The sequence below is a fragment of the Fluctibacter halophilus genome (assembly GCF_020687825.1).
GTDB lineage: Bacteria > Pseudomonadota > Gammaproteobacteria > Enterobacterales > Alteromonadaceae > Fluctibacter > Fluctibacter halophilus.
This window is the reverse complement of the sequence record NZ_JAJEWP010000002.1, coordinates 269,775-295,773: the sequence shown is the minus strand read 5'-3', so window position 1 is coordinate 295,773 and position 25,999 is coordinate 269,775. Positions and strand designations below refer to the sequence as shown.

Here is a 25,999-nt window from a genome sequence, read left to right as displayed (position 1 = left end):
GAGAGCGCGATGAAACCTTTCGTATCTAAACGTGCAGCATTGGTCAGCCTCGCCGGACTGGCATTGTTGGGCTGTAATCCCAACACCACGGCACCACAGCCTGAAACACAAGCCGCAACGGCGACGGTACCCGAGTACTGGCCACAGATCACTGCCGAGGTGGTTGATCCCGCCGACCTTGAACAGCGCATCGATGACATCATGGCAGGCATGAGTCTGGAAAACAAAATCGCCCAGATCATCCAACCCGAGATCCGCGACATTACTGTAGAAGACATGCGTCGCTATGGTTTTGGCTCCTATCTTAATGGTGGTGGCGCCTTTCCCAATAACGACAAACACGCCAGCGTGCAGGATTGGGTAAACTTGGCAGAGGCGATGTACCAAGCCTCTGTCGATGACAGCCTTGATGGCAGTACCATTCCCACCATGTGGGGTACCGATGCTGTCCACGGCCATAACAATGTCATTGGCGCGACCCTGTTTCCGCACAATATCGGTCTGGGCGCAGCACGCAATCCCGAACTGATCACCAAGATTGCCAATGCCACTGCGCGGGAAGTCATGGCCACCGGTATCGACTGGATCTTCGCCCCCACGGTAGCGGTTGCCCGGGATGACCGCTGGGGCCGCACCTATGAAAGCTACAGCGAACACCCCGATGTGGTGAAGCAGTATGCCCGCGCCATCGTCAGCGGTCTGCAGGGCGATCTGACCCAGGGACCTATCGACGATCAGCACGTGATTTCCACGGTGAAGCATTTCCTTGGCGATGGCGGCACCGAGAAAGGCGACGACCAGGGTAATAACATTGCCGATGAGAAAACCCTGTTCGATATTCATGCCCAGGGCTATGTGTCCGGACTCAGCGCTGGCGCGCAGACCGTGATGGCGTCCTTTAACAGCTGGCACGGTGATAAGATCCACGGCAGCCGCTATTTGCTCAACGATGTACTCAAAGACCGGATGGGTTTTGACGGTTTTGTAGTGGGTGACTGGAACGGTCATGGACAGGTAGCCGGTTGTAGCAATGAAAGTTGCCCTCAGGCCTTCAACGCCGGTCTCGATGTCTTTATGGTACCCACTTCAGCGTGGAAACCGCTGATGGAAAATACCCTGGCCCAAGTCAAAGACGGCACCATTGGCTTGGCACGACTGGATGACGCCGTGCGCCGGGTGCTGCGGGTAAAACTGCGGGCCGGCTTGTTTGACAAGCCATCTCCGGCCAATCGCCCGCTGTCTGGCGACACCTCGCTGATCGGTCATGAACAACACCGTGAAATTGCCCGTCAGGCGGTGCGTGAATCACTGGTATTGCTGAAAAACCATCAGGGGATCTTACCCCTGTCACCCAAACAACGGGTACTGGTGGCGGGCAGCGCCGCGCACAACATTGGTCAGCAAAGTGGTGGTTGGTCGATTACCTGGCAAGGCACCGGCAACCGCAACGAAGACTTCCCCGGCGCCACCTCCATTTTCAGTGGTATTCAGGCAGCTGTCGAAGCCGCTGGCGGCACCGCAGTCCTGAGTGAGGACGGCAGCAGTGAACAGACGCCGGACGTTGCCATCGTGGTGTTTGGTGAACAACCTTATGCCGAAGGCAATGGTGATTTGGACAACCTGGAATACCAGCGTGGCAATAAGAGCGACCTTGCATTGCTGCAGCGCCTGAAGTCAGAAGGTATCCCGGTAGTGTCGGTGTTCATTTCCGGCCGTCCACTGTGGGTCAATCCTGAGCTGAACGCCTCGGACGCGTTTGTTGCCGCCTGGTTACCGGGTACCGAAGGACAAGGCATCGCCGACGTGTTGTTCACCGATGCAGAGGGCGAGGTGCGTCACGACTTTGTCGGCACCCTGCCCTTTTCCTGGCCGGCGACGCCGAATCAGGGCCCCCTGAATACGCCAGACGATGGCGCAGCATTATTGCCCTATGGCTTCGGGCTGCGCTATGGCCAACCCAGTACCCTGGCACTGGATTTGTCTGAACAGACCGGACAGGATGCTGGCCTGACAAGCCGTGATTTGTTGGTCGGCCAGGTCAAAGCGCCCTGGAAACTGATCGCCAGCACAGCTGCGCAAAACGTGGAAATGAGCAGCAATACCCTGACCCTTGAAGGGTTCGCTGCGCGCACCATGGATCGCCGTATCCAGGAAGATGCCCTGCAACTGTCCTGGCAGGCAGAGGATGTGGTGTCGTTTGGCTTATCGACGCCCTTTCCGGAAGATCTGCGAGGCTACCTGGAGGCTGGCAGCCAGCTTCAGTTTGATGTCCAGTGGATTGCCGGTAATCCTGAGCACGTCGAATTGTCGTTGCAGTGCATGGAAGCCTGCGAGTGGTCAGTACCGTTGAGTGCGCTGGTCACATCAACGCCACAGTGGCAAACCGTCAGCATCGATATGCGCTGCCTGGCCAGCAAAGGGGTTGATTTTGGCGCGATCATGTCACCCTTTACCCTGCGCGCGTCGAAGGGGGTTGAGTTGGGATTGTCGGATATACGCCTGCAGCCGAATCCAACGTCTGCGCCATCATGGCAGTGCTCGCCGTAAGAATGTTTGAGAAGGCCGGTTGTACCGGCCTTTTTTGTGCCCGATAAAACCTTGCGCTCGATCAATAAAGGCTGGCCCAATCGTCGTTACACTGGCGCCATTGTAATTTGCCGAACGACCATGACATGAATCTGAAGCATTTGTTTGAGCCATCGGTACTGGACAAATTTGACCGCCCGGGGCCGCGCTATACGTCTTATCCGACCGCCTTGGAGTTTCATCAGGACTTCTATCATGATGATTTTCTCAATGCCTGTCGCACCTCACCCAACCAGGATTTATCGCTGTACATCCATGTGCCGTTTTGCCACAGCTTATGTTACTACTGCGCCTGCAATAAAGTGGTCACCCGTCATCAGGACAAAGCCGAACGTTATCTGGACCACCTGATCCAGGAAATTCATGTGCGCAGTCAGGGCTTTAAGGATCATCGGGTGATCCAAATCCACCTTGGCGGCGGCACGCCCACGTTTCTGCAGGATGAACAATTACATAACTTACTTAAGGTACTGCGTCACCATTTCCGGTTTAGCGATGATGTTGAAATCAGCATTGAGATCGATCCGCGCCAATTTGCCACACAGCGGATCGATGCCCTGGCCGAGATGGGATTCAATCGCATCAGTATCGGTGTTCAGGACACCGACGACCGGGTCCAGCAAGCCATCAACCGCACCCAGTCAACCGAACACATTGCCGGTTTGGTTGCGCGAGCCAAACAGGTTGGCATGGCGGGGGTCAATCTGGACCTGATCTACGGCCTGCCGTTTCAGACCGAACAGACGTTTGGGCGCACACTGAGTGACGCCCTGGCGATGGACGTGGCACGCATCTCCTTGTTCAGTTACGCGCACCTGCCGCAACGTTTTGCCGCGCAGCGCAAAATTCCCGAACAGCACCTGCCAGGGCCAGGCCAAAAGCTTGAATTGATGCGACTGGCGATGCAAACACTGACCGATGCCGGCTATGTGATGATCGGTATGGATCACTTTGCCAAGCCCGATGATGAACTGGCGATCGCTCAGGGACAGGGCCGTCTGCAGCGCAATTTCCAGGGTTACACCACATTGTACGAAGCAGATTTGCTCGGTCTGGGGGTCTCTTCCATCAGTCACGTCAATGATTGCTTCAGTCAGAATCACAAACAGCTGAAGGACTACTATCAACAAGTGAACGACAGTGGTCATGGGCTGTGCAAAGGCCTGAAGCTAACCCAGGACGATACCATTCGCGGTTTTGTCATTCGGGAATTAATGTGCAACCTGCACGTCAACAAAGCGGTGGTGAACCAGCGCTTCGACATCAATTTTGATGATTACTTCAGCGCCGAGCTGGAGGCACTGCAACCCTTTGTGGATGACGCGCTGGTGGAAAAAGACGGCTGGCATGTGGTGATACAGCCCCGCGCCCGACTGCTGGTGCGGCGTATCTGTATGCTGTTTGATGCCTACTTGTCGGATCCGCTCAAAGCCAAGCGCTTTTCACAGGTCATATAAGCAATAAAGTTGCCCCAAAGTGGGCTCCTTAGGTAGCATGACAAAAACACCAACAGGCCAACCATACCCATGTCGTCAACGCTAACATCGTCATCGGCCATGCGCTATAACCGCCACATCGTGTTGCCGTTTGTGGATCTGGAGGGTCAGGAAACCTGGCTCAACGCGCGAGTCCTGATCATTGGTCTGGGCGGTCTTGGGTGTGCCAGCAGCCAATACCTGGCCAGCAGTGGCATAGGCCATCTGACACTGATGGATGATGACCGGGTTGAAGTACACAACCTGCCTCGTCAGGTCCTGTTTAGTGACAACGATGTTGGCCAACACAAGGTCACCGTCGCCGCTCGACGCCTGAGCGCGCTGAACCCGGATACAACAGTCACCTGCCATACCCAGCGGTTTGATGAGGCGTCATCCGCAATACGCCTGCAAGACGTTGATCTGGTGCTTGATTGCACTGACAACCTGCAAACCCGTCAGGCCATCAACCGCAGCTGCTATCACAACGGTGTTGCGCTGATCAGTGCCGCCGCCATTCGCGCCGAAGGACAATTGTGTGTGGTGTCACCGTCAGCGGGCCCGTGCTACCAGTGTCTGTATTCACAGCCTGCCACAGAACAGGAGAGTTGTGTTGAACGGGGTGTCATGTCGCCGATGATTGGCGCCATAGGCGCACTGCAGGCACAACTGGCATTAATGGTGTTGCTAAACGGTGCGGATGCCTTCACTGGACGCCTGCACTGTCTGGATGGCAAAAACCTGCAATGGCGAGAACTTGCGTTTGCTCAACAACCGGACTGTCCGGTTTGTCAGACCAAGGAGTGGGCCAATGGATAAAATTACCGCCACCCTCGACGGCCGCTTTCTGCGCATACGCGCGCAGGGTCCACTGTCAATCGACGACGTACTGCAATATCACAATAAGGTCCAACCGCTGCGGGACCAATTGCGCGGCGCGCCCTGGGTAAGTGTGTTGCAACTTGATCAGGTCGAGCAACTTCCCGAGCAAAGCATTCCATTGTTGCTTGAAGGAATTAAAGATGCGGTTTCCGGTGGGCTGGTCGCCTCGGCAATACTGCTCAGTAACGTCAGGTTCAGCGCCGACGTCACGGCCTTCTGGGCGGATATCCATCAACAATGTGGGCTGTCGTATCGGTTTTTTGAGACATTGCCCGCGGCGGAAGGATGGTTGTGGGCAAATTTGCGTAAAGCACAGCGCTTGCCCCCTGAATAGGGGGCAAGGCATATTCAATAGTAGGTCTGGCAGTCAGTATGCAACTGCGGATCTTCATACAAATCCAGACAATTGGCGGTAAAGTGCAGTCCATCAAGGGTGCGGCGAACCTGTACACGCCCTGCCGTTGAATCGACTTCCAGTACTTCAACAGGGTCCTGATGAAAACTGACCAACATGCCGGGTTTCAATTGTTGTGAGTCCATAACCTTTTCTCCGCGACCGACATTTGCCGGTCAAAAATACACCGGCTGTCACTATGACAGGGGTCTTTTCGGTTGGCAATACTGTTGTGTATTTTTTGATCATCCACAGACCCAGCGGATCACGAAAGGCCATTCTGCATATCCGCAATAGCTTGCTTTATCCTCTTGATAATATTGCGTTTTATCGCTTCCTTGTAACGCGAACTGATAACCATATTGTTGCCATTGAAGGGGCTTTTTATCCCCACAGGCGGATGTTGTCGCCTGGCGCCAACGGCCCGGTAAGTCAGAGACGGGTTTACCCGGTAAGTGGGTACTTGCTTTAGGCCAGATGATATGGGCATTGCTGTCTTTATCCAGTTCGATGGTGGTGCCCGATGGCCAGTAATGGGCGAGTGCTCCGATCACAACATCCTGCTTTTCTCCGCTACGGGAATGCTGGTGCACACTGTCCAAGCCATCAACGGCAAACACACCGCTTTGACCCACCACATGCATGCGGACACTCTCCGGCTGATAGGCGACCAACAGTGCCGTTGTCTCATCCACGCCGAACCCCCAGCGTTGCCCGGCATCAATCACCGCCATTGCCAGACGCGCTTCTCGATCGCGCTCGGAAAAGTGGGTATCCAGTAAACCAACATCAAATAAGCCCGTGCCACCACTGCCCCTTATTGTAATGTCATCGGCAAGGACACCACTGGCACAGGGTTGCTGACTGCAACGTTGACTGGGAGCAGAAAGTGCCAGGATCCCTCGGCGCAGCGCGTTTCGACTGTGGCCATTGGTCAGCATCGGGATCGGCCGTTGTTGATTGACGCCGCCGGCCTGCACAGCCGTACCGGCACTGGTACCGCCCACAATCAGCTCGTGTCTGGCCATACGCTGCCGGATCAAAGACAGTGTGGGGCTGTCACCGCCCTGCCCATTCATCAGCGCAGCCAGAGTCAGGCTTTGATCGCCGCCGTTGAAAAAAATCCCCTGCACCGAAGCGAGGGTGTCGAGCAGAGATTGGGGTGACTGACACAGCGCTTGCTGGGCTGCCCAGCGCTGAGGGTAAATTCGCTGGCGATCAAAACGCAGGGCGCGGGCATGCAATTGCTCAAGTGCGGCGCAGCCATTGAGCCCCTGGGCCTCACGATCCAACGCCTGACGCAAAGCATTGTCCAATGGTAACCACACCACTTCAGCCCCCGCCTGACGAAAAACCTCAATGTAAAAATCCGCCACTTCAAAGGGATCCCGCGAAGACGCCGTCACAACCGCAACCCTGGGTTTGTGTCCCTCTTCAACCCGCATCGCGGCTTGCTGCACGAAGGTCTGATAAATGGCCACGCTGGAGAGATTGGTGGTCTGTTTCAGGCTGACCTGCTCCCGTCGACGTTGGTTATCTGCGGTCAATAAGGGGACTTCGAGGGAATCAAGCAGCGCAAAATAAACCGGATCAGGCAAGGATGAAAAAGGCGTTTTGGTATCTTCTAACACAGATTTCAGCGCTGAACGATCCAGTTCACGGTCGCCATCACTTGCATAAGTATGCTTCAATTCTGCATACAAACGTTGGAATTGCGGCTTAAATTCAGGCCAGAATTGGCTGTTTTTGTGTAAACGCTCGAGCCCACGCTGATCAATCCGGTAAACTATCTTCTCTTTGGCATCGATGAACAGATCGGCATTTTTGCAATTTTGAGGCCCAAGACTGGCGCAGGTTTTTAACCCGCCACCGGCCAGCAAAAGATCAAAGCGCTGACTCGTTCCCTGTGCGTAAGAATTGTAACTTACTGTAAAACATGAAATAAAAATCATCTTGCTGAAAGTTGATGAAATCGTTCGCAGACGATCTTTTGTCGAGGTGGTGGAACTTTTTTTATCCATGCGGGAAAACTCAGAATTGTTGACTTTTTTTTACCCTAGTGTTAATCATTTTTGGGTGTCAACGAAAAGACACGATTTTTCAACCAACACGGTTTTTGCATATTTACCATGATTAAGAAGGCGGCCAACCTGGCCAACTATCGCTATCAAAATTTCTATTTGTCGGAGTGGTTCGACGAATAGACCTTCCTTCGTCTGTTCTGCAGTCAACAGCGCTGCACCTATGGATTTGTTGCCCGTTCTATTGACGACGCAACGACATAACCTTCTGAAAAAACTATAAAAAATGTCTTTCTGCTGTGCAGGGGACGAAGGAAATCATGATGAAACTGACCCAAATTGCGTCTGCTGTCGCCCTGTGCGTCGGCGTACTTCCTGCTGCCGTCATGGCCCAAGCTCAAACCGCTGAAGAACAATCCGTCGAAGTGATCGACGTCACCGGCACCTACATCAAAGGTGTCGACCTTGAAGGTGCCCAGCCACTGACCATACTCGATGCTGAGTCCATCAGCCGTAGTGGAGCCAGCACACTGGCGGAGTTGATGAGCACAGTATCCCAGACCCGCGGTGGCACCAGCTCCTTTGACACCGCACAGTCAGGTGCCACCTCGACCTCAACACCCGCCGGTCAGGCCGCCGCCTCCCTGCGAGGTATGGGCCCCGCGTCGACCCTGACCCTGATCAATGGCCGCCGTATAGCCGCCAGCTCATTTGCCGCCGGAACGCAGAACTTTGTCGACATCAACAGCATTCCCCTGGCCGCCATTGAACGGGTTGAAATTCTGGCTACCGGTGCATCGGCAACCTACGGTGCGGATGCGGTGGCGGGTGTCATCAACTACATCCTCAAAGATGATTATGACGGTGCCGAAATCAACCTGAGCTATGGCAACTCCACCGCCAGTTCAGACGAAGGGAAGTGGTCAATCAACGCCTTGTGGGGCGGTGAAGTGGCAGATGGGCATCTGATGCTGTTCGCTGACTACTTTGACCGTAACGCCTTTAAAGCCACCGATCGCGCGTACCTGCCCGGACGTACGTTGGTCAACAGTTACTCCTATCTGCCCGCTGGCACACCGAATATTTACTACTATTCAGACCGGGACGGTCTTGAGCGCCCCAGCCCGGATTGCCAGAGCCCATTGGTAGAAACCGAATATGGCGAAACCATCTGTCCCTACTACGGCTATCAGCACGACTACCTGCAAACACCGACCGAAAATCTGTCTGCAGGCTTGTCGTACACCCGCGATATCGGCGACATCACCTGGCAAACTGACCTGTTTTATTCCACCAGCGATGCGGTAGCCTACTCAACACCGGCTCCGATCAACCAGATTGATGACAGCGAAGGGCCGTTTACCCACGAATTTTCATTGGACATTTACCCCGCTGAAATACGCGATCCGCTGCTGGACAATCTGTACATCGACCCGTTCACCACCCCTGCTGGTCGCACCCTGTATGGCTTTCAGTTTGACGCCCGATTTGCCACCCCACGTACGGTTGAAATAGAAACCGACAACGTGCGCCTGGTTACCGGCCTGTCCGGCGTTTATCGGGACTGGGATTGGCAAACCGCCATCACCCTGTCGCGCTCAGAGTCCAGCCAACGTGCCACCCAGGGCATTTACAATCGCTATAAATACCATGCAGCCATTGCCGGAGAGCTGTGCGCCGACGGTAGCATTGCCGACTACAACACAACGACCGATGCCCTGACCTGTAACAGCGGCGATCCATTGGCAATGTACAACCCATTTTTACAGGGCGATGCACAGAATGATGCCCTGCTGGCATTAACTCAGGAAGTGCCGACCCGTGAAGGCGAAAGCACCGTGTACGGTTGGGACATTCGCGCCAGCGGCGACTGGTTCGAGTTCAATGGCGAGATGGTCAAAGCGGCGGTTGGTGCCGAAGTGCGCCGAGAGGAAATCACCGACGTGCCCTCTCTCAATGCCCGCGCCCGGTTCGAAAATGACTACCTGGTCGACGTGTTTGGTTTCGGTTCCAGCCTGTCTGAAGCCAAGCGCCAGCAATGGGGCGTGTTCGGGGAAGTGTTTGTGCCCCTCAGTGACCAGCTACAGCTGCAGCTCGCCGGCCGTTATGATGATTACGATGATTTCGGTGACACCTTCAACCCGAAAGTTGCCCTGACCTACCGTCCCAGCGACGATTTGGTGTTGCGCGCTTCATGGGCAACGTCTTTCCGGGCACCATCTTTGACCCAGGCAGGGGTGCAGTTGCGTACCACCACCGCCAGTTATGACTGTACCAGCGATCAGACCATCAATGATCTGTTCTGCGGCGGTAGCGGCGGCGTGTTTGGTAACAACGTCTTGGAGCTGGGTAACCCCGCCCTTAAGCCGGAAGAATCTGAATCCATCAGTGTCGGCTTTGGCTATAGCCCCACCAAAAATACCACCATTACAGTGGATTACTGGGCGTTTGATCATGACGACATCGTCGATACGGACATGACCGCGGTAATGATCCGAGCCCTGGATGATGCCAGTTTGCGCCATTGTGGTCTGGTACCGGAAGGGGCACTGGGGATCTCATTTGACGAGGCCACTTGTGATTACACCGATGCCAACGGCCTGACCCTGTTGGATGATGGCGTCAACCTGGTCGAGATCCGGGATCAATACGCGCTGGACTACGGGCGCCTGGATGATGATGGCAACGTCGAGGCAGGCGACAACCGCTTTGACTTGTACCGCGACCACGTCCTGCAACTGGAAAACCCTGGTCAGCAGGAAGTCCGGGGGATCGATTATCACCTCGAACACCGCTTCGAACTGGCAGCCAGCGATCTGACCCTGACCCTCAGTGGCACCCACTACGTTTCCTTTGAACGCAATGTGCCGGGATTGAATGAGATTGAAGAATTGGCCGGCCAGTTCCGCTATCCCAAAGACATCGCCAACGCCAGTGTATTCTGGGACACCGATGACTACTATGTGGGACTGACGGCGCTGTACACCAGCGGCTATGCCGACGAAATTGATCGCCTGCGCGGTCGGGAGTTCGATGAACTCGACGCCATGGGAGCGCTGGACAGCGATGGCCAACGGGACGTCAGCAGTTGGACCACACTGCGCGCCAGTGCCGGTTACTTCTGGGATAAGGCCGCTGTGCGTGTGACCATTGATAATCTGCTGGATCGGGATCCTCCGCTGGTATACGGCAGCGCACGGGGATTCGATGCCTACAATCACGACGCTAACGGTACATACGTTTCCGCCACCTTTACCTACTCTTTCGAGTGATCTCTTTGACAAGGTAAAGCGCCCACTCCATGCTGGAGTGGGCAGTCCTTCTTTTTTGAGCGAGAACGTCTATGAACCACAGCAATCCGGCCCCCAGCCGGATCCCTGATGCTTTTGTCATTCTGTTTTTTGTGATCCTGCTGGCTACGGCGCTAACCTATTGGGTCCCTGCCGGTCAGTTCGACGTCCAGACTGTCACGTCGACCCAGGGCGACACCAGCATCAGTCGCCAGCAATTGGTCCCCGGCAGTTTTAGTTATGCAGAGACAGACGCCCCCGGCGCCCCGGTGTTTGCCGATGATGGCTCGACCGGTATGCTCAACTATGCCTTCGAGGGCCTGGTATCGGGGGATAAATGGGGCTCCGCGGTTGGTGTGATTGCCTTCATCCTGATTGTCGGCGGTGCCTTTGGCATCGTGATGAAAACCGGTGCAGTCCACAATGGCATACTGGCGTTGATCCAACGCACCCAAAAAGCCGATGCGGTGATCCTGCCGCTGATGTTTGTGCTGTTTTCACTCGGCGGCGCGGTTTTCGGTATGGGTGAAGAAGCCATCGCGTTTTGTATCGTGCTGGTACCGGTGGTGATCGCATTGGGTTATGACAGCATTACCGCAGTCTTGATCACCTATGTGGCCACCCAGATCGGTTTTGCCACCTCATGGATGAACCCTTTTTCAGTCGCTATTGCACAGGGTATTGCCGATGTTCCGCTATTTTCCGGGCAGGGTTTCCGTGCAGTAACTTGGGCTGTGTTTACCGCATTGGGACTGGCTTACACCCTGCGCTACGCGGCGCAGATACGCCGTCAGCCACAGCAGTCTCTGAGCCATGCCAGCGATGCCCACTTCCGCCAACAACAACAGGCCATCAAGCCTGCCTTCACAGCGTTGGACAGCGCGATTTTGCTGACCTTTGCCGCGGGGATCGGTTGGGTGATCTGGGGCGTCACCGTGCATCAATACTATATTCCACAAATCGCCAGTCAGTTTTTCACTGTCGGCATCCTGTGCGGGGCGCTGGCCTGTCTGGGCAAAAGACTGACGTTAAACGGCTGTTCCGAAGCATTCCAACAAGGTGCCAAAGAGCTGCTCCCGGCTGCCCTGATTGTTGGCATGGCCAAAGGGATCATCTTGATCCTTGGCGGCACCGACGCAGCCACGCCCTCCGTGCTCAATACATTGCTGCACCATGCCAGCAGTATGATGGACGGTGCCGGTGCGATGGCCAGTGCTTCACTGATGCTGGTGTTCCAGTCGGTGTTTAATTTCTTTGTCGCCTCCGGCTCAGGACAGGCCGCCATCACCATGCCACTGATGGCGCCATTGTCGGATCTGGTCGGTGTTTCCCGTCAGGTTGCTATCCTCGCCTTTCAGTTGGGCGACGGCCTGAGCAACATCGTGATCCCAACCTCAGCGTCATTGATTGGATGCCTTGGGGTCGCCCGACTGGACTGGTCGATTTGGATCCGGTTCGCCTGGAAGTTATTTGCCCTGCTGTTTATCAGCGCTATGGTCACCATGTGGGTGGCCGTTTCAACAGGATTACAATGATGAGTATTACGCTGATCCGCGGGGCACAGGTCTTTGCCCCACAACCGCTGGGCGTACAGGATGTTCTGATTGCCGGCAGCCGCATTGCCGCTATCGGCCCCAGCATTGATCTCCACGGCGAGCCTGTGCAGATTGTCGACGCCACGAATTTTCTGCTGTTACCCGGCCTGGTTGATAGCCTGGTGCACTTTGCCGGCGGTGGCGGCGAAGGAGGGTTTCATACCCGTACCCCCGAAATGCATCTGAGTGAAGCAACCCTGGGCGGTGTCACCACCCTGATAGGTGCGCTGGGCACCGATGCCACCACCCGTAGCCTGCCAGACCTGCTGGCTAAGGCCAGAGGGTTGGACAACGAAGGTCTCAGCACTTACTGCTATGCGGGTTCATACCATCTTCCGGCATGCACTTTCAGCGGCAGTATTACCGATGATCTGGTGTTGATCGACAAATGCATTGGTATTGGTGAAATTGCCATTGCTGATCATCGCGGCGCCCAGCTGTCGGCTGCTGAACTGGCCCGCGCGGCGTCGCAAGCCAGGGTTGGCGGCATGTTGGCCGGAAAATCCGGTATGGTCAGTATTCACGTCGGTGACGGCGACAGCAGATTGCAGTTATTGCACGAGGTGGTGGATAACAGTGAACTGCCGCCAAGCCAATTCTATCCTACCCACATTAACCGTAACCAGACCTTGCTGGATGCGGGGATTGTCTGGTGTCGCCGGGGTGGACTGATTGACATGACCACCAGTACCAACGAAGCCTTCATTGCAGAGGGAGAAATTCCCGCCGCTGCAGCCATCGCCCAATGCCTCGCCAAGGGCGTCGACGTGCGCCAGTTGAGCATGAGTTCGGACGGCAATGCCAGTCTGCCGGTGTTTGATCAACACGGTGAACTTATCGGTTTGGAAGTCGGCCGTACTGCCAGCCTGTACGACGCGTTTACAGAGCTGGTGCAACAACATGATGTGGCGATAGAAACCGCCATTCAGGTGGTCAGCACCTCCCCTGCCCGACACCTGAAACTGGCTTCAAAAGGCCAGATAACGGTAGACGCCGATGCCGATGTGTTGCTGGTCAATCCCGACACGCTGGCAATTGACAGTGTTTTCGCCCGCGGCAAGTGCCTGGTGCGCAATGGACAGGCCCTGCGCCGTGGCACCTTTGAGACCCTTTGACCCCTTTCCTGTTGGTGCGTTTATTGGGGGCGTTAGCCCCCTTTTTTATGCGCTTGGCGCTGTTGATAGAGTTTGATAAATATGCTCGCCAGATTGCTCAGGTTGAACACCGTACCAAACACCGACCCTACCGCGACGGCATACACTAACCCCAGCCCTTCGGCGAGAATAAACCAGCGGCGTATGGCATCCGCCTGGGTCAGCACAATGGAACCCACAGTGAAGATCAGGGCCGATGCATAAGCAACAAAAATCAGTGGACCATGGGCCAGCCACCACCATTCATAGGCGAAGAAACCCAGATTCAGGGCAACAAACCCCCATACGACACTGACATGCTGGGTGCGTAAGGCAACCAGGTTGCGCAGGGCAGCCAGCCAGCACGCCACCCCTGCCGCCATGGCATCAATCAACAGGAAGTGGCTGCCCAGGCACATCAGGGCCAGCGCCGACACGGCGCGGTAGCGGTTTACGGTCGGTTGTCGATAACCGACAAAATTGAGTAATACTGCCAGCCCTGCCAGCGCTTCTGCGGCCACATTCATTGCTCAGTTCACACTCCCTCAATCAGTCAGCGCCGTTCGACGCCGCCCCCTCATGATGACCGGCCAGGGGGGATAAATTCAAGCGTTGTTGCTGCAGCCAATCGGCAACCGTTTGCACGTAATTGTCAGGCAGAATGTGTCCCCCAGTGGCCACATGAAACCGATTGTGGCGACCAGGAATGGCCTCAAATACCGCGCGGCTATCCTCAACGTCAGCGTGCTCGTCATCATCCGCGACGATCATCAGTACCTTGGCCTGCTGAATCTTAGCAACCGCGTTTTTAGGCGCAACCACGGCCATGGTGTCATCCAGATAAGGCGGTACAATCGACACAACACCGGTGATGCGTGGGTCATGACCCGCCAACAGTAAACTCATCTGCGCCCCCATACTGTAGCCGGTCGCCACCAGGTGACCCAGGTCGAACCGTGGATCAACCGCCAGCGCATTGATCAGCAAGCGGTAGTCTTTGACAGTTCCCACGATCATGTCCTCGTACGCGGCGCGATCCCCCCACAGGTGCAGGTTGCGCATGATTTTAAACAAATCCATGTCAGGATCCTTGCGCTCACCGTGATAGCGGGCGTCCAAAGCAATCACGGCATAGCCCAGCCGGTTGGCGTGCTCGGTGATGTCATTCACATGGGTCAGGGTTGGGCTGCCACGCAGACTGTCAGTCCACCAGCGGGGATAGCTTCGTCCCATGGCATGCAGCCCCAACATGACCGGATAAGGGCCCGTTGCATCGGTCGGCAGGCTGATTTGTCCGACGACTTTCTGCCCATCATAGCTGTCAAAAGACAACGCGAAAGCCCCCGCTTCCAGTGGCTCAAGGTGCAAGGTCGGTACACGGTTGTCCATCCCGTAGCGCTGCGCCAGTTGCTCGGATGAAACGACCTGTGTTTTAAGGCTGAAAATGCCATACCACAAGGCCCCAAGCACTAATCCAAAGGCAACAACAATGTAAAAAACACGTTTGGCGGTTTGCATGACGATACTCCATTTCAAGGTTTAATCTGCCTGATACATGAGGCAATTCAGTGTGATAGAGTCTAACCTCCGCCATGTAACCGCCATGTAACCTGGGTAAAATGGCATGTAAAACGGGGTTACATTCGGGTTACCCTGCACAGGTATAGTGACACGGGTACAACACGGCAAACCCATCCCCCAAGATTGGGATTTGCACCACCCAACCAAAACAAACACAGGTTAACCAAACGACAACATGACCCATGTGCTTATCGTCGAAGACGACATTGATATTGCCGAAGGATTGGCCGACACCCTCGAGCCCCTTGGCTACACACTGGATTTTGCCTACCGTGGCGACCATGCCCTGCAACTGCTGGAACAGAACCGCTATGATTTGCTGATCCTTGACATAAACCTGCCTGGTCAGGATGGTTTGTCCGTGTGCCAGAGCCTCAAACTGTCGTCGCCGCTGGCGTGTGTACCCGTACTGATGATCACGGCCAATAACAGTGAACAGGACAAACTGGACGGTTTTTCCCACGGTGCGTGGGACTACCTGACCAAACCCTTTTCAATGGCGGAATTGGCGGCAAGGGTCAGCGTATTGTCTCAACGTAGCCAGTTGCCCGGTGATGAACGAAAATTTGGCGACCTGTCAGTCAATGCCAACAAAACCGCCGCCTTTGTGAACGGCAATCCCCTACCCATCCACAGCACCGGGATCGCACTGCTCAACGAATTGATCCGCCAGGCACCGCAACCCGCATCAAGCGCCCAGTTGTGTCGCGCGCTGTGGCCCGACGAAACACCGCAGAGCGATCCCTTGCGAGCCAATATTTACCGTGTCCGCAAAGCGCTGCAAACTGCCGGCAGCAATGTCTCGGTGGCAACGGTTAAAGGCATTGGCTATCAATTGGAACAGGTGAGCTGAGATGGCCAGGAGCCTTAATCAGAAACTGCATCGCGCCATGCTGATGTTGGTGTTGGGTATGACGGTGGTGTTTGCCGCACTGTCACTGGTCAGTCTGTTTGTGGTGGAAGACAATTTTTTCGATCATGAACTGGCCCGCCAGGCTGACCACATTACCAATGCACACCCCGTACTCGTGAACGGTCAGGAAATCAGTCAAGACATGGTGTTTTATCGCAACGTCGAACAATCCCCTTTTGCCGATGTTGTCACGCCGGGACGACTCACCTACGAACTGGCGCGGGACAGTGAATACTATCATTTGCGCGTGGTTCCCCTGCCGGACACAACATCAGCATTGTTGGCATTCAGGGTAACCGAACGAATGCTGGTCAATCGCAGTCTGCCAGAACTGGCCACGGTGTACACCTTGATATTTCTGGTGGTTGCGGGCATCGCTGTACTGATTGCCCGCCGCCTGTCACGCAATGTGTTAACCCCGTTTAATCGCCTGGTCGATGCGGTTAAGGCCCCACACACCAGTGGTCGTGTCAATGAACTGGAGATGGACATCGCTGAGCAGGATCTGCACGCCGTGATACAAGCCTTGCAGCAAGCCTGGACGGAGCGGGAACAATCGTTGTCGGAGCAATTGGCCTTCAATCGCGGGATCAGCCATGAACTACGCACCCCGCTGCACGTCGCCAAACAAGCGCTGGAACTGCGCCAGACCTATCCACAGCAGGGTGACAAAGCCGACGCCAGGCTGGACAAAGCGTTGCGCCGTATGGAGAACATCAGCAATGCATTCCTGTGGCTGAGCAGCCAAAGCCAATGGACCGACCCAACCGCGCTGAAGCCGGAATTGGATCAGGTGCTGGAGACTTACCACAACGAAATCCAAAAGCGAAACCTGTCCGTTCAGGTACAGGACACGGTCACAACATCGCTGATCTTACCGCCCGATGTCGTAACGGTGGTACTAAGCAACCTGCTGGCCAATGCCTTTTCCCATTGCAATTGTGGCCCCGGTAACCCCGGCACCATCAGCATTAGCGCCACCGAACAGGGCGTGATCGTCAGCAACCCCTTTGATCCCGCATCACCAACGCCGGGCTTTGGTCTGGGCATGCAAATCGTCGAACAGTTACTGGCGCGTTTTGATTATCAGTTGCTGACGCACCGGGAGCAACAGCAGTTTCATGCCACCGTGTGCCCGATAACGATGACTGGATGAGGAGCAACAAAAGGTTATTTTTTTAACCGAAATGACATGACATTGTCACACCGGTGACGTAGGGTTGTTTGGTGGTTTTTTGATCACATAACAATAATAACGAAGAGACGTCTCATGAAAACAACCCCTATTTTGTTTGCTGCAGCCCTGCTCAGCAACACCGCATTCGGCAACCTCCAAAACGGCCATTTCGAAGACTGGACCGGCAATCAACCTGACGGCTGGACCACCATCGACAGTGGCATTTCTGTGCAACCGGATGCGTCAACCGTATACCAGGGCAGCCTGTCTGCACAGGTTTGGGTCAATACAGCGACCCAGGGCAATACCGATTTACGCCAAACCGTCAGTGTCAGTGCCGGGCAGCCACAGACCTTCAGCGTCTGGGTACGCCACACCGAAGGCGGTATCAAAGCGCGCCTTTATGTCGATGGCTACCTGAGCTATTCGGATCCGACGCTGCTTAATCAATGGCAGCAACTCAGCTACACCTACCAGCCCGCCAGCAGTGGCAGCATTGAAGTGGGTCTGCGCTTCTACGATGTCAGCGGGTTTGATGGCAGTGAATTGGTGTGGGTCGATGACTACATGCCACACAACGGCGGCACAGGCGGCGGTGGCACAGGCGGCTGTGCCAGCAACGGGCTGACCTTCAACCTGACCACCGATGACTACGGCAGCGAAACCAGCTGGCAAATCGACGATGGTCAGGCAGTGGTTGCCAGTGGCAGTGGTTATGGCAACAACCAAACTGTCGAAGAGTCTCTGTGCCTGGCAGACGGTAACTATACATTGTCGGTACTGGACAGCTACGGTGACGGCATTTGCTGCAGCTATGGCAACGGCAGCTATTCACTGACGCATGGCAGTACCGTGCTTGCCTCGGGCGGTAGCTTCACCAGCGCCGACATCACGGCATTCAGCCTTGGTGGCGGTGGGTCAACGCCCCCGCTGGACAGTTACTACCAGAGTGCCGAGGGACTCAGCGGTTATGCGCTGAAAACGCAACTGGCAACCATCATTGGTAATCACACGGCCCAGGGCTATGGCGCGCTGTGGACCTTCTATGCCAGTCACGAACTGGATACCACATTTGAGCAGGATGGCAGTATTCTGGACATTTACTCGGAAAACCCCATTGGCAGTGACCCGTATGTGTACACTGCGGTGAGCGATCAATGTGGCACCTATAATAGTGAAGCTGACTGCTACAACCGTGAACATAGTTTTCCCCGTAGCTGGTTTGGTGGTGCCATCGAGCCGATGAATTCAGACGTACACCATATCTTCGCCAGCGACGGCTACGTCAACAGCAAGCGCAGCAGCTTCCCCTATGGCCTGGTCGGCAGCGCCACTTTTACGTCCATGAATGGCTCACGTCTGGGCAGCGCAGCGAGTGGTATTGGATACTCCGGTACCGTGTTTGAACCCATCGATGAGTACAAAGGGGATCTGGCGCGCGCCTACTTCTACATGGCGACCCGCTACCAGAGCCAAATCGGCAGCTGGCAGAACAACAGCAGCTATGGCGATGCGGTCCTCAATGGTTCTTCCGATCAGGTGTTCGAAAACTGGTTCCTGACGCTGCTTAAACAATGGCATGCCCAGGACCCGGTCAGTCAGAAGGAGTTGGATCGCAACGATGCCGCGCATACCTTCCAGGGCAATCGCAACCCCTTCGTAGACCACCCGGAATTTGTCACCCAAATCTGGGGCAACTGATCCGTACGACAACCCGCCAGCATCGGCGGGTTGTCACTTTATACGCCCATCGATTGCGCATTTTCTGCTCCTCACTGCTAGTCTTAACTGATTGAAAACCTTCACAACATTGACTGATCAGGTCAATGAGCTTGATGTACATCAAGGGTACCCATGCCAAGACGCGGTAACGTGAAGTGTATGACGACCATCGGAGCACGCCATGGGGCAAAATTTTGATAGGGATACGTTCAGCGAAGCAGAACGACAGCAGTTCAACGGCCGTTTACAGGCTCAGTTGGCTGCATTGGAAGACGCCATGCAGCACCCGCAATGCTCGGCCGATACGGTGTCACTGGGTGCGGAGCTGGAAATGTACCTGGTGGATGACAACCTGTTACCGATGCCGGTTAACCAGGAAATCCTTAACCACATGGCCCATCCACAACTGCAGGAAGAGCTCAATCGCTTCAATCTCGAGTACAACCTCAGCCCGGTCAGTGCTACCGGGACACCGTTTCAGGCCATGCAGGACGAATTGTCCCCGATCATGACACGGATCAGCGACTATGCAGCCTCCATTAACACCCAAATCGTGCCGATTGGCATTCTGCCCACCCTCAAACCCATACACCTTGAACGCCGCTTTATGAGCGATAAACCCCGTTATCGCGCCCTGACCCGCGAGCTCAGAGTATTGCGGGGGGGTCCCTTTGCTATCCACATTCGTGGCGAAGACTACATCAATATGCACAGTGATGAGGTGACCCTGGAAGGTGCCAACACGTCTTTTCAGGTCCATTTGCGCGTCCCCCGACAACACTTTGTCGCCCAGTACAACGCCGCCCAACTGGTCACCCCGCTTGCCCTTGCCGTGGCGGGCAACTCGCCGTTATTTCTCGGTAAACGCTTGTGGCAGGAAACCCGCATCGCATTGTTCAAACAATCGATAGATCACCGTGCCCGAGGCCTGAGTGAATGGCGACATCCGGCACGGGTGTGTTTCGGGCATGGCTGGATGCGTCACAGCCCGGTAGAGCAGTTCGCTGAAAGTGTGAATCTGTATCCACCTATCCTGCCCTACCTGTCCTCGTCTGATCGGGACGACTTCGCCGAGCTTAACCTGCATCATGGCACCATATGGCGCTGGAACAGGGCGATATTCGATGCCCAGCACGGCCCCCACCTGCGGATTGAATACCGTGCCTTGCCCGCCGGCCCCACCAACATTGATATGATGGCCAATGCAGCGTTCATTATCGGCTTGACCATCGCCCTCAGTCAGCGCATCGATGCGGCCATTCAGGCCCTGCCGTTCAACTATGCCGAGTACAACTTCTACCGCGCAGCACAACACGGATTGGACGCTGAACTCATCTGGCCACAGGTTGGTCAGCATCACCCCCAAACCCGCAAGGCGCGGGACATTGTACAGACGCTATTGGGCGATGCCGCAGACGGATTGAGCAGCATTGGGGTGGTGCGCAGTGAGGTCGACCGTCTTATGCAGGTCATTGAACAACGTGTTGCAAACGGACAGACCGGTGCCCAATGGCAATTGCGCACATTGGCAGGTTACAACCAAACCTTTGACGACGAACAAAGCCTGAAACTGATGCTGACCGACTATGTGCGCCATTGTCGCAGCGGTGAACCGGTGTCTACATGGCGGTGATCACGGTAAGCCCTCTGGTCGAGGGGCAATGGACAGCGCTAAGGATCCCATTAGGCGACTCCTATCATGACTGGCTCGAGCACCTGCCCGGCCCGTGTTATTTTGATCTGCTCGGCTCCCAGCCAGGTCCGTGGCAGGCCATGGTCACACTGTTGCATGGTAATGAACCGTCCGGCCTCAAAGCCCTGCACAAGGTATTGCACAGCAACATTGCGGTGCGTCACACCACCCGGGTTATCATCGCCTCGGTCGAGGCGGCTCGGACCGAACCTCGCTACACCCATCGCATGCCGCCAAATGCACGCGACCTGAATCGCTGCTTTGATGGGCCAATCGAAGATGCGCAAGGGCAGCTCGCAGCGGACATACTTTCCTGTTTGCGCCAGGCGCAACCGAGCTGGATCATTGATGTGCATAACACCTCCGGAAGCGGGCCAGGTTTTTGTGTCAGCACCGCGAATACGCCACACATCCAACATTTGGCCAGCGTGTTCGCTGAACGGTTGATTGTCACCGACATCCGTCTGGGTTCGTTGATGGAACAGTCGCTGGGTTGCCCGATAGTCACCGTTGAAGCCGGCGGCGCCAATGACCCTCACGCCGATTTAAATGCTTATCAGGGCATCGTTTCACTGCTCAGCAATGGATTACCTTATCGACATCAACGCCCCCTTGAAGTGCTGCACCATCCCCGTCGCCTGGAGATCAAACCCCACGTGCGCATCACCTACGCTGAACGCAGAGAGCCGGGGTTCAATATGACGTTTTGTCGCGACATCGAACGGTTTAACCATGGCATCACACCTGCGGGACAAACCCTGGCCTGGCTGGACAGACAGGAACTGAACGACTTGTGTCACCTGGATCGCAGCGACATGGACGTTGGGCAGTTTTTCAGCGCCGCAGAGGGCGTATTGCGCCCCACCCGCGACCTTAAACTGTTTATGATCACCAATCGTGCTGACATCGCCTTGTCAGATTGTTTGTGTTATTTCGTACCGGCCTGACTCAGGCCTCGTGTCGACGCTCAACGTCAATGTCCTTAAAGCCAAGTCGACTGCTGCTTTTTAGCACCGCCAGGCCCATGAGCAGGCGCTGCTGGGACTGCTCAAAAGTCTGCTGGTCGCTCAGATAGCCCGGTTGTTGAGACAACCTCTCCAACCGTTCTGACAACCGTCGGGTATAGCCCTCGGGTTGATTTCCCAACACAGCAAATAAGGGCCGTAGCACCCATCGGCGCAACAGTCGATAACCTTCCCGTATTACACGGTACGCGGGCTTACGCCGCAAACGCAGTTGCCGGTTGAAATCTGCGACGCAAGCCTGAACATCAATTCCCCGGTTGAAATCACTGCCGCGCAACCGACGACTGTTAAACACACTGAAGCGGGTAAACAGGTTATCCAGCCGGGCCAGACGACTGGGCGGTGGCAGTGCTTCTGGCAACACATCAGCCCCCACGCTCAACGCCCAATCATTCCAGGCGAAACGGTGAATATCATGACGACTCCACACCGGGATCCACGGAACCCTGTAAGCGTCAGCGATGACCACGGCTTGCAGTGATTCGGCCAACACCAGGCGGGCACCCGCAATCACATGCACGAAACTGGTGGGCGTAAGACCCGGGTCCACATGGGTAATGCCCGCACGCTGGCATATACGCTGCCAGTTAACACTGTCACGGCCCCGGTGACTGGGAACAAACACCACCGACTGACGGGAAGACGGGATCACCGGTTTGGGCAGTATCTGTGGCAACAAACCGGCAGGGTCAGCCAACACCTTGGTGGCGGGCAAGCCCAGCATTTGGGCGCTCAGCGGACCGCGCACACCGTACACATGAGCCTGTTGCAGCAGAATCTCCTTTGTCGGTGGATCTGCACCGATACCGGCCCCGAACACCACGTTCAGTGCATTTGCCGACAATCCAGCGCGGGTTAGCTGCTGAGCACCACTCAACAGACATACCTCAGGGTTCAGTGGCCACATGGGCCCCAACAGGGCACTCCAGAACCAGGCTCCCACCGGAGAATCGGCTCGATTTGGCTTGGCACCATTGTCCATTGACGGCATTGTCTGGCTTCCTGTCAGCGCGGAGGGACCGTTAAGTGGTGTAATCGAGTCGTGCCTGTGTTTACTCATTCGGGTCTGAGCACAACATGCCTGACAACGGTCACAAGGGGTTAAAATATTAACCGCCTTGATGACGGATCACAATGTTAATCTGAGTCGCTTCAGTACAGTTCGTGAGCAATCAACGCTGGTCGATGCCATCTGTCCCCTAATCTGTTCTGACCAGGATCCAAACGTGCACATCAGCCGTATACAATCAGGGTAACGACAACTACAAGGAAAACCGACCTTGCCTCAAAGCACGACCCTGATGTGGTTTCGGCAGGATTTGCGTTTGCGCGATAATCCAGCCCTGCACTACGCCGCTCAACTCGGCCCTGTTATGGCGCTGTTCATTCAGGACACTGCTGCCCCCGACGGGTTTCACCCCGGCGCCGCCAGTCGTTGGTGGCTGCATCAGTCATTGCATGCCCTGAACCAAAGCTTGAACGATAAACTCCATGTAAAACAAGGTAATGCCACTGACATCATCGTGCAGTTGGTCAAGCAGCAAGGCATCCGACAGGTGGTGTGGAATCGGCAGTATGAACCCTGGCAGATTGACCGCGACACAGCGCTCAAAGCCGCCCTCAAAGCGCTCGGCGTTGAGGTCAAAAGTTTTAACAGCTTGTTGCTGTGGGAACCCTGGAATGTACTGAACAAAAGCGGCGAACCCTACAAGGTGTTTACCCCCTATTACCGCAAAGGCTGCCTGCAACAACCGGCGCCACGTCCGCCGCTCGGCGCCCCTGACGAGCTGCATCTTGAGCACGAACCGTCGCTGGATGACGGCATTGATGCCCTGCAACTGATGCCGCAGATAGATTGGTATGAGGGCATGGCCGATGCCTGGACGCCCGGTGAAGCCGGTGCCAGTGAACGCCTGAGTGCATTTCTGCCCCAACGGGTTGCCGACTACCGTAATCACCGTGACCAGCCCTCGCTGCCTGGCACCAGCCGCCTGTCACCCCATCTGCATTTTGGTGAAATCTCTCCCCATCAGATTTGGTACGCCAGCCTGGGAGCGTTGCACGGCGATTGGGAACAACCCGGGCTCGACACGTTTCTCAGCGAACTGGGCTGGCGAGAGTTCTCCTACTACCTGTTGTACCACTTCAACAACCTGCCACAGACCAACTTTAACCGTCGCTTCGATGCTTTCCAGTGGCGAAATGACCCAACCGGATTACGCGCCTGGCAACGGGGGATGACCGGGATCCCCATCGTCGATGCGGGTATGCGGGAGTTGTGGCACACCGGCTACATGCACAACCGGGTACGCATGGTGGTGGGCTCTTTTCTGGTCAAAAACCTGCTGGTGGATTGGCGCCAGGGAGAACGCTGGTTCTGGGACTGCCTGGTGGATGGCGACCTCGCCGCTAACAGTGCCAGTTGGCAATGGGTGGCGGGCTGTGGTGCAGATGCTGCACCCTACTTTCGGGTTTTTAACCCGGTATTACAGGGCGAGAAGTTTGATGCCAAGGGCGACTATGTGCGGCGCTGGTGTCCGGAGCTATCAAAATTGCCGAACAAATACCTGCATCAACCCTGGCAAGCCAGTGACCAGGTGCTGCGCGACGCCAACCTGACATTGGGTCAGGACTACCCACACCCGATCGTCGATTTAAAAGCATCCCGTCAGCGGGCGCTGGACGCATTTGCGGCATTGAAGGAAACCGCCTGATGGGCAAAACATTGCGTCTGGTATTGGGCGATCAATTGAGCCGTGATTTGGCCAGCCTGCGCGATGCCGACAAACACCATGACATTATCCTGCTGGCCGAAGTGCGTGAAGAAGCGACCTACGTCCAGCACCACAAACAAAAAATCGTGCTGCTGTTCAGCGCCATGCGTCATTTTGCCAACGCCCTCAGGGACGAGGGCTTCACCGTCATTTATCGTCACTATGATGATGCCGACAATCAGGGCAGTCTGTTCGGTGAAGTACAACGTGTGTGCGAGCAGCACCCTGTCGACGCCGTCGCACTTACCCATCCGGGGGAATACCGGCTGCTGCAAGCCATGCAGACCTGGCAATCCAACCTGGATATTCCTGTCACGATACGCGAAGACGACCGTTTCCTGTGCCCGTTGTCTGATTTTGCCGCATGGGCCAGGGATCGTAAGCAACTGCGTATGGAGTTTTTCTACCGGGAGATGCGCAAACGCTGGAATATCCTGATGGATCAGCAGCAACCCGTTGGCGGCAAATGGAACTATGACAGCGCCAACCGTAATCCATTGCCCGAAAACGTGTCAGTGCCTTCGCCGACCCAATTTGCCACAGATGACATCACCCGTGACGTGATGGCGTTGGTGGAAAATCACTTCAGTGATCATTTTGGTCGCCTCGACGGCTTTCATTATGCCGTCACCCGGGCGCAGGCATTAACGGTGCTGGACGAGTTTATCCGCCAGCGGCTGGTGCACTTTGGCGATTATCAGGATGCCATGGCCACCGACCAGCCCTGGCTGTTTCACGCCCACATCAGCTTCTATCTCAATTGTGGTCTGCTGCTGCCCAAGGAAGTGATCGCACAGGTTGAGTCCGTGTATCGGCAGGGTCAGGTACCACTGAACGCCGCCGAAGGATTCATTCGTCAGGTGCTGGGTTGGCGGGAGTATGTGCGTGGACTGTACTGGTTGAAAATGCCCGACTACAAACAACAGAATTACCTGCACGCCAAACGGGCATTGCCGTCGTTTTTCTGGGACGCGGATACTGACATGGCCTGTTTGTCCCAGTGCATCGGCCAGACCCGGGATACGGCTTATGCCCACCACATTCAGCGTTTGATGGTGATCGGTAACTTTTCCCTGCTGGCCGGCTTATCGCCGGATGCCGTGAATGACTGGTATTTGCGTGTCTACGCCGATGCCTATGAATGGGTAGAACTGCCCAATGTGACCGGCATGATACTGTTTGCTGATGGCGGCGTATTGGCCAGCAAACCCTACGCGGCCAGCGGTGCTTACATTCACCGCATGTCCGATTACTGTCAACACTGCCATTACAACGTAAAGCAAAAAAACGGACCACAGGCCTGCCCGTTCAATTACCTGTACTGGCACTTTCTGATGCGCAATCAGCACCAGTTGAGCAACAATCCACGACTGGGCATGCCGTATCGCACATTGGCCAACATGGACGACGACAAAGTGCGTCACATTAACGAGGACGCAGAGCTGTTTTTGTCACGATTGGATCAGGGGGAGCGGGTGTAATGCCGCCGGGCGTCAAGAAGCAACACCTGCCGGAAAAGACCTGTCCGGTGTGTCAGCGGCCTTTTCGCTGGCGTAAAAAGTGGGCTGATCACTGGGAAGCGGTTAAATACTGCTCCCGACGCTGTGCCGGCAATCGCTCATCACTGCCCAATCAAGGTCACTAGCGCCGTAAACTTTCATTTAATCGAATATTATCTGCCATATTTAGCACTTTTTGTTCGATTTACCCTACTCTACACTGTGACGCCTGACTACGG

At 55.5% G+C, this 25,999-nt stretch carries 20 protein-coding genes; 15 read left to right on the top strand and 5 right to left on the bottom strand.

Annotated elements, in window-relative coordinates:
* Positions 1-9 precede the first annotated feature (9 nt).
* From LJ739_RS10065 to LJ739_RS10050, 4 genes are all read left to right on the top strand, one after another.
* Complete coding sequence (locus LJ739_RS10065) at positions 10-2,547, top strand: glycoside hydrolase family 3 protein (RefSeq protein WP_229160082.1); 2,538 nt, start codon at positions 10-12, stop codon at positions 2,545-2,547.
* 125 nt (positions 2,548-2,672) lie between these two features.
* Positions 2,673-4,043, top strand: a complete 1,371-nt coding sequence (gene hemN / locus LJ739_RS10060; RefSeq protein WP_229160080.1) for an oxygen-independent coproporphyrinogen III oxidase — start codon at positions 2,673-2,675, stop codon at positions 4,041-4,043.
* A 69-nt stretch (positions 4,044-4,112) separates the two neighbouring features.
* Positions 4,113-4,880 (top strand): HesA/MoeB/ThiF family protein, encoded by a 768-nt coding sequence (locus LJ739_RS10055; RefSeq protein WP_229160079.1) that lies wholly within the window; start codon positions 4,113-4,115, stop codon positions 4,878-4,880.
* Entirely contained in the window at positions 4,873-5,277 is a 405-nt protein-coding gene (locus tag LJ739_RS10050; protein WP_229160077.1) for a hypothetical protein, read from the top strand. Before LJ739_RS10055 ends, LJ739_RS10050 begins: the two co-directional genes overlap by 8 nt.
* 14 nt (positions 5,278-5,291) lie before the next feature.
* Here the strand turns inward: LJ739_RS10050 and LJ739_RS10045 are convergent, their stop codons facing one another.
* Both LJ739_RS10045 and LJ739_RS10040 read right to left on the bottom strand, forming a co-directional pair.
* The gene (locus tag LJ739_RS10045) at positions 5,292-5,483 is read right to left on the bottom strand and encodes a hypothetical protein (protein WP_229160075.1); all 192 of its coding nucleotides are present in this window, start codon (positions 5,481-5,483) and stop codon (positions 5,292-5,294) included.
* Between the two features lie 99 nt (positions 5,484-5,582).
* Positions 5,583-7,358 carry a cyanophycinase gene (locus LJ739_RS10040; protein WP_229160073.1) on the bottom strand — a complete coding sequence of 592 codons (1,776 nt, stop codon included), beginning with the start codon at positions 7,356-7,358 and terminating at the stop codon, positions 5,583-5,585.
* 320 nt (positions 7,359-7,678) lie between these two features.
* Here LJ739_RS10040 and LJ739_RS10035 point away from each other — a divergent pair, with 320 nt between their 5' ends.
* The 3 genes from LJ739_RS10035 (at position 7,679) to iadA (ending at position 13,358) form a co-directional block, all read left to right on the top strand.
* Positions 7,679-10,630, top strand: a complete 2,952-nt coding sequence (locus LJ739_RS10035) for a TonB-dependent receptor domain-containing protein (protein ID WP_229160071.1) — start codon at positions 7,679-7,681, stop codon at positions 10,628-10,630.
* 71 nt (positions 10,631-10,701) lie between these two features.
* Positions 10,702-12,183 carry a putative basic amino acid antiporter YfcC gene (yfcC, locus tag LJ739_RS10030; protein WP_229160069.1) on the top strand — a complete coding sequence of 494 codons (1,482 nt, stop codon included), beginning with the start codon at positions 10,702-10,704 and terminating at the stop codon, positions 12,181-12,183.
* The gene (gene iadA, locus LJ739_RS10025; RefSeq protein ID WP_229160067.1) at positions 12,180-13,358 is read left to right on the top strand and encodes a beta-aspartyl-peptidase; all 1,179 of its coding nucleotides are present in this window, start codon (positions 12,180-12,182) and stop codon (positions 13,356-13,358) included. Before yfcC ends, iadA begins: the two co-directional genes overlap by 4 nt.
* A gap of 32 nt (positions 13,359-13,390) precedes the next feature.
* Here the strand turns inward: iadA and LJ739_RS10020 are convergent, their stop codons facing one another.
* Positions 13,391-13,903, bottom strand: coding sequence for a YgjV family protein (locus LJ739_RS10020; RefSeq protein ID WP_229160065.1), 513 nt, complete (start codon positions 13,901-13,903; stop codon positions 13,391-13,393).
* 22 nt (positions 13,904-13,925) lie between these two features.
* The gene (locus tag LJ739_RS10015) at positions 13,926-14,894 is read right to left on the bottom strand and encodes a dienelactone hydrolase family protein (protein ID WP_229160063.1); all 969 of its coding nucleotides are present in this window, start codon (positions 14,892-14,894) and stop codon (positions 13,926-13,928) included.
* Between the two features lie 238 nt (positions 14,895-15,132).
* Here LJ739_RS10015 and LJ739_RS10010 point away from each other — a divergent pair, with 238 nt between their 5' ends.
* From LJ739_RS10010 to LJ739_RS09990, 5 genes are all read left to right on the top strand, one after another.
* A complete protein-coding gene (locus tag LJ739_RS10010) occupies positions 15,133-15,810 on the top strand; it encodes a response regulator transcription factor (protein ID WP_229160061.1) in 678 nt (225 codons plus the stop codon).
* 1 nt (position 15,811) lies between these two features.
* Positions 15,812-17,026, top strand: a complete 1,215-nt coding sequence (locus tag LJ739_RS10005; protein WP_229160058.1) for a sensor histidine kinase — start codon at positions 15,812-15,814, stop codon at positions 17,024-17,026.
* A 114-nt stretch (positions 17,027-17,140) separates the two neighbouring features.
* On the top strand, positions 17,141-18,748 hold the full coding sequence (locus tag LJ739_RS10000) for an endonuclease (protein ID WP_229160056.1): 1,608 nt from the start codon (positions 17,141-17,143) through the stop codon (positions 18,746-18,748).
* 202 nt (positions 18,749-18,950) lie between these two features.
* On the top strand, positions 18,951-20,402 hold the full coding sequence (locus tag LJ739_RS09995) for a glutamate--cysteine ligase family protein (protein ID WP_229160054.1): 1,452 nt from the start codon (positions 18,951-18,953) through the stop codon (positions 20,400-20,402).
* A complete protein-coding gene (locus LJ739_RS09990; RefSeq protein ID WP_229160052.1) occupies positions 20,393-21,409 on the top strand; it encodes a M14 family metallopeptidase in 1,017 nt (338 codons plus the stop codon). Before LJ739_RS09995 ends, LJ739_RS09990 begins: the two co-directional genes overlap by 10 nt.
* A 1-nt stretch (position 21,410) precedes the next feature.
* On the opposite strand, the gene LJ739_RS09985 is transcribed toward LJ739_RS09990, so the two are convergent.
* Positions 21,411-22,478 (bottom strand): polysaccharide pyruvyl transferase family protein, encoded by a 1,068-nt coding sequence (locus LJ739_RS09985; RefSeq protein WP_229160050.1) that lies wholly within the window; start codon positions 22,476-22,478, stop codon positions 21,411-21,413.
* 289 nt (positions 22,479-22,767) lie between these two features.
* On the opposite strand from LJ739_RS09985, the gene LJ739_RS09980 reads away from it, so the two are divergent.
* Genes LJ739_RS09980 through LJ739_RS09970 form a run of 3 tightly spaced genes read left to right on the top strand, consistent with a single transcriptional unit; the run spans position 22,768 to position 25,906 of the window.
* Positions 22,768-24,201: a cryptochrome/photolyase family protein gene (locus LJ739_RS09980; RefSeq protein ID WP_407646769.1), complete on the top strand. Its 1,434-nt coding sequence runs from the start codon at positions 22,768-22,770 to the stop codon at positions 24,199-24,201.
* Positions 24,201-25,742, top strand: coding sequence for a cryptochrome/photolyase family protein (locus LJ739_RS09975; RefSeq protein WP_229160048.1), 1,542 nt, complete (start codon positions 24,201-24,203; stop codon positions 25,740-25,742). The genes LJ739_RS09980 and LJ739_RS09975 overlap by 1 nt, the downstream gene beginning before the upstream one ends.
* The gene (locus LJ739_RS09970; RefSeq protein WP_229160046.1) at positions 25,742-25,906 is read left to right on the top strand and encodes a DUF2256 domain-containing protein; all 165 of its coding nucleotides are present in this window, start codon (positions 25,742-25,744) and stop codon (positions 25,904-25,906) included. Before LJ739_RS09975 ends, LJ739_RS09970 begins: the two co-directional genes overlap by 1 nt.
* Positions 25,907-25,999: the final 93 nt, after the last annotated feature.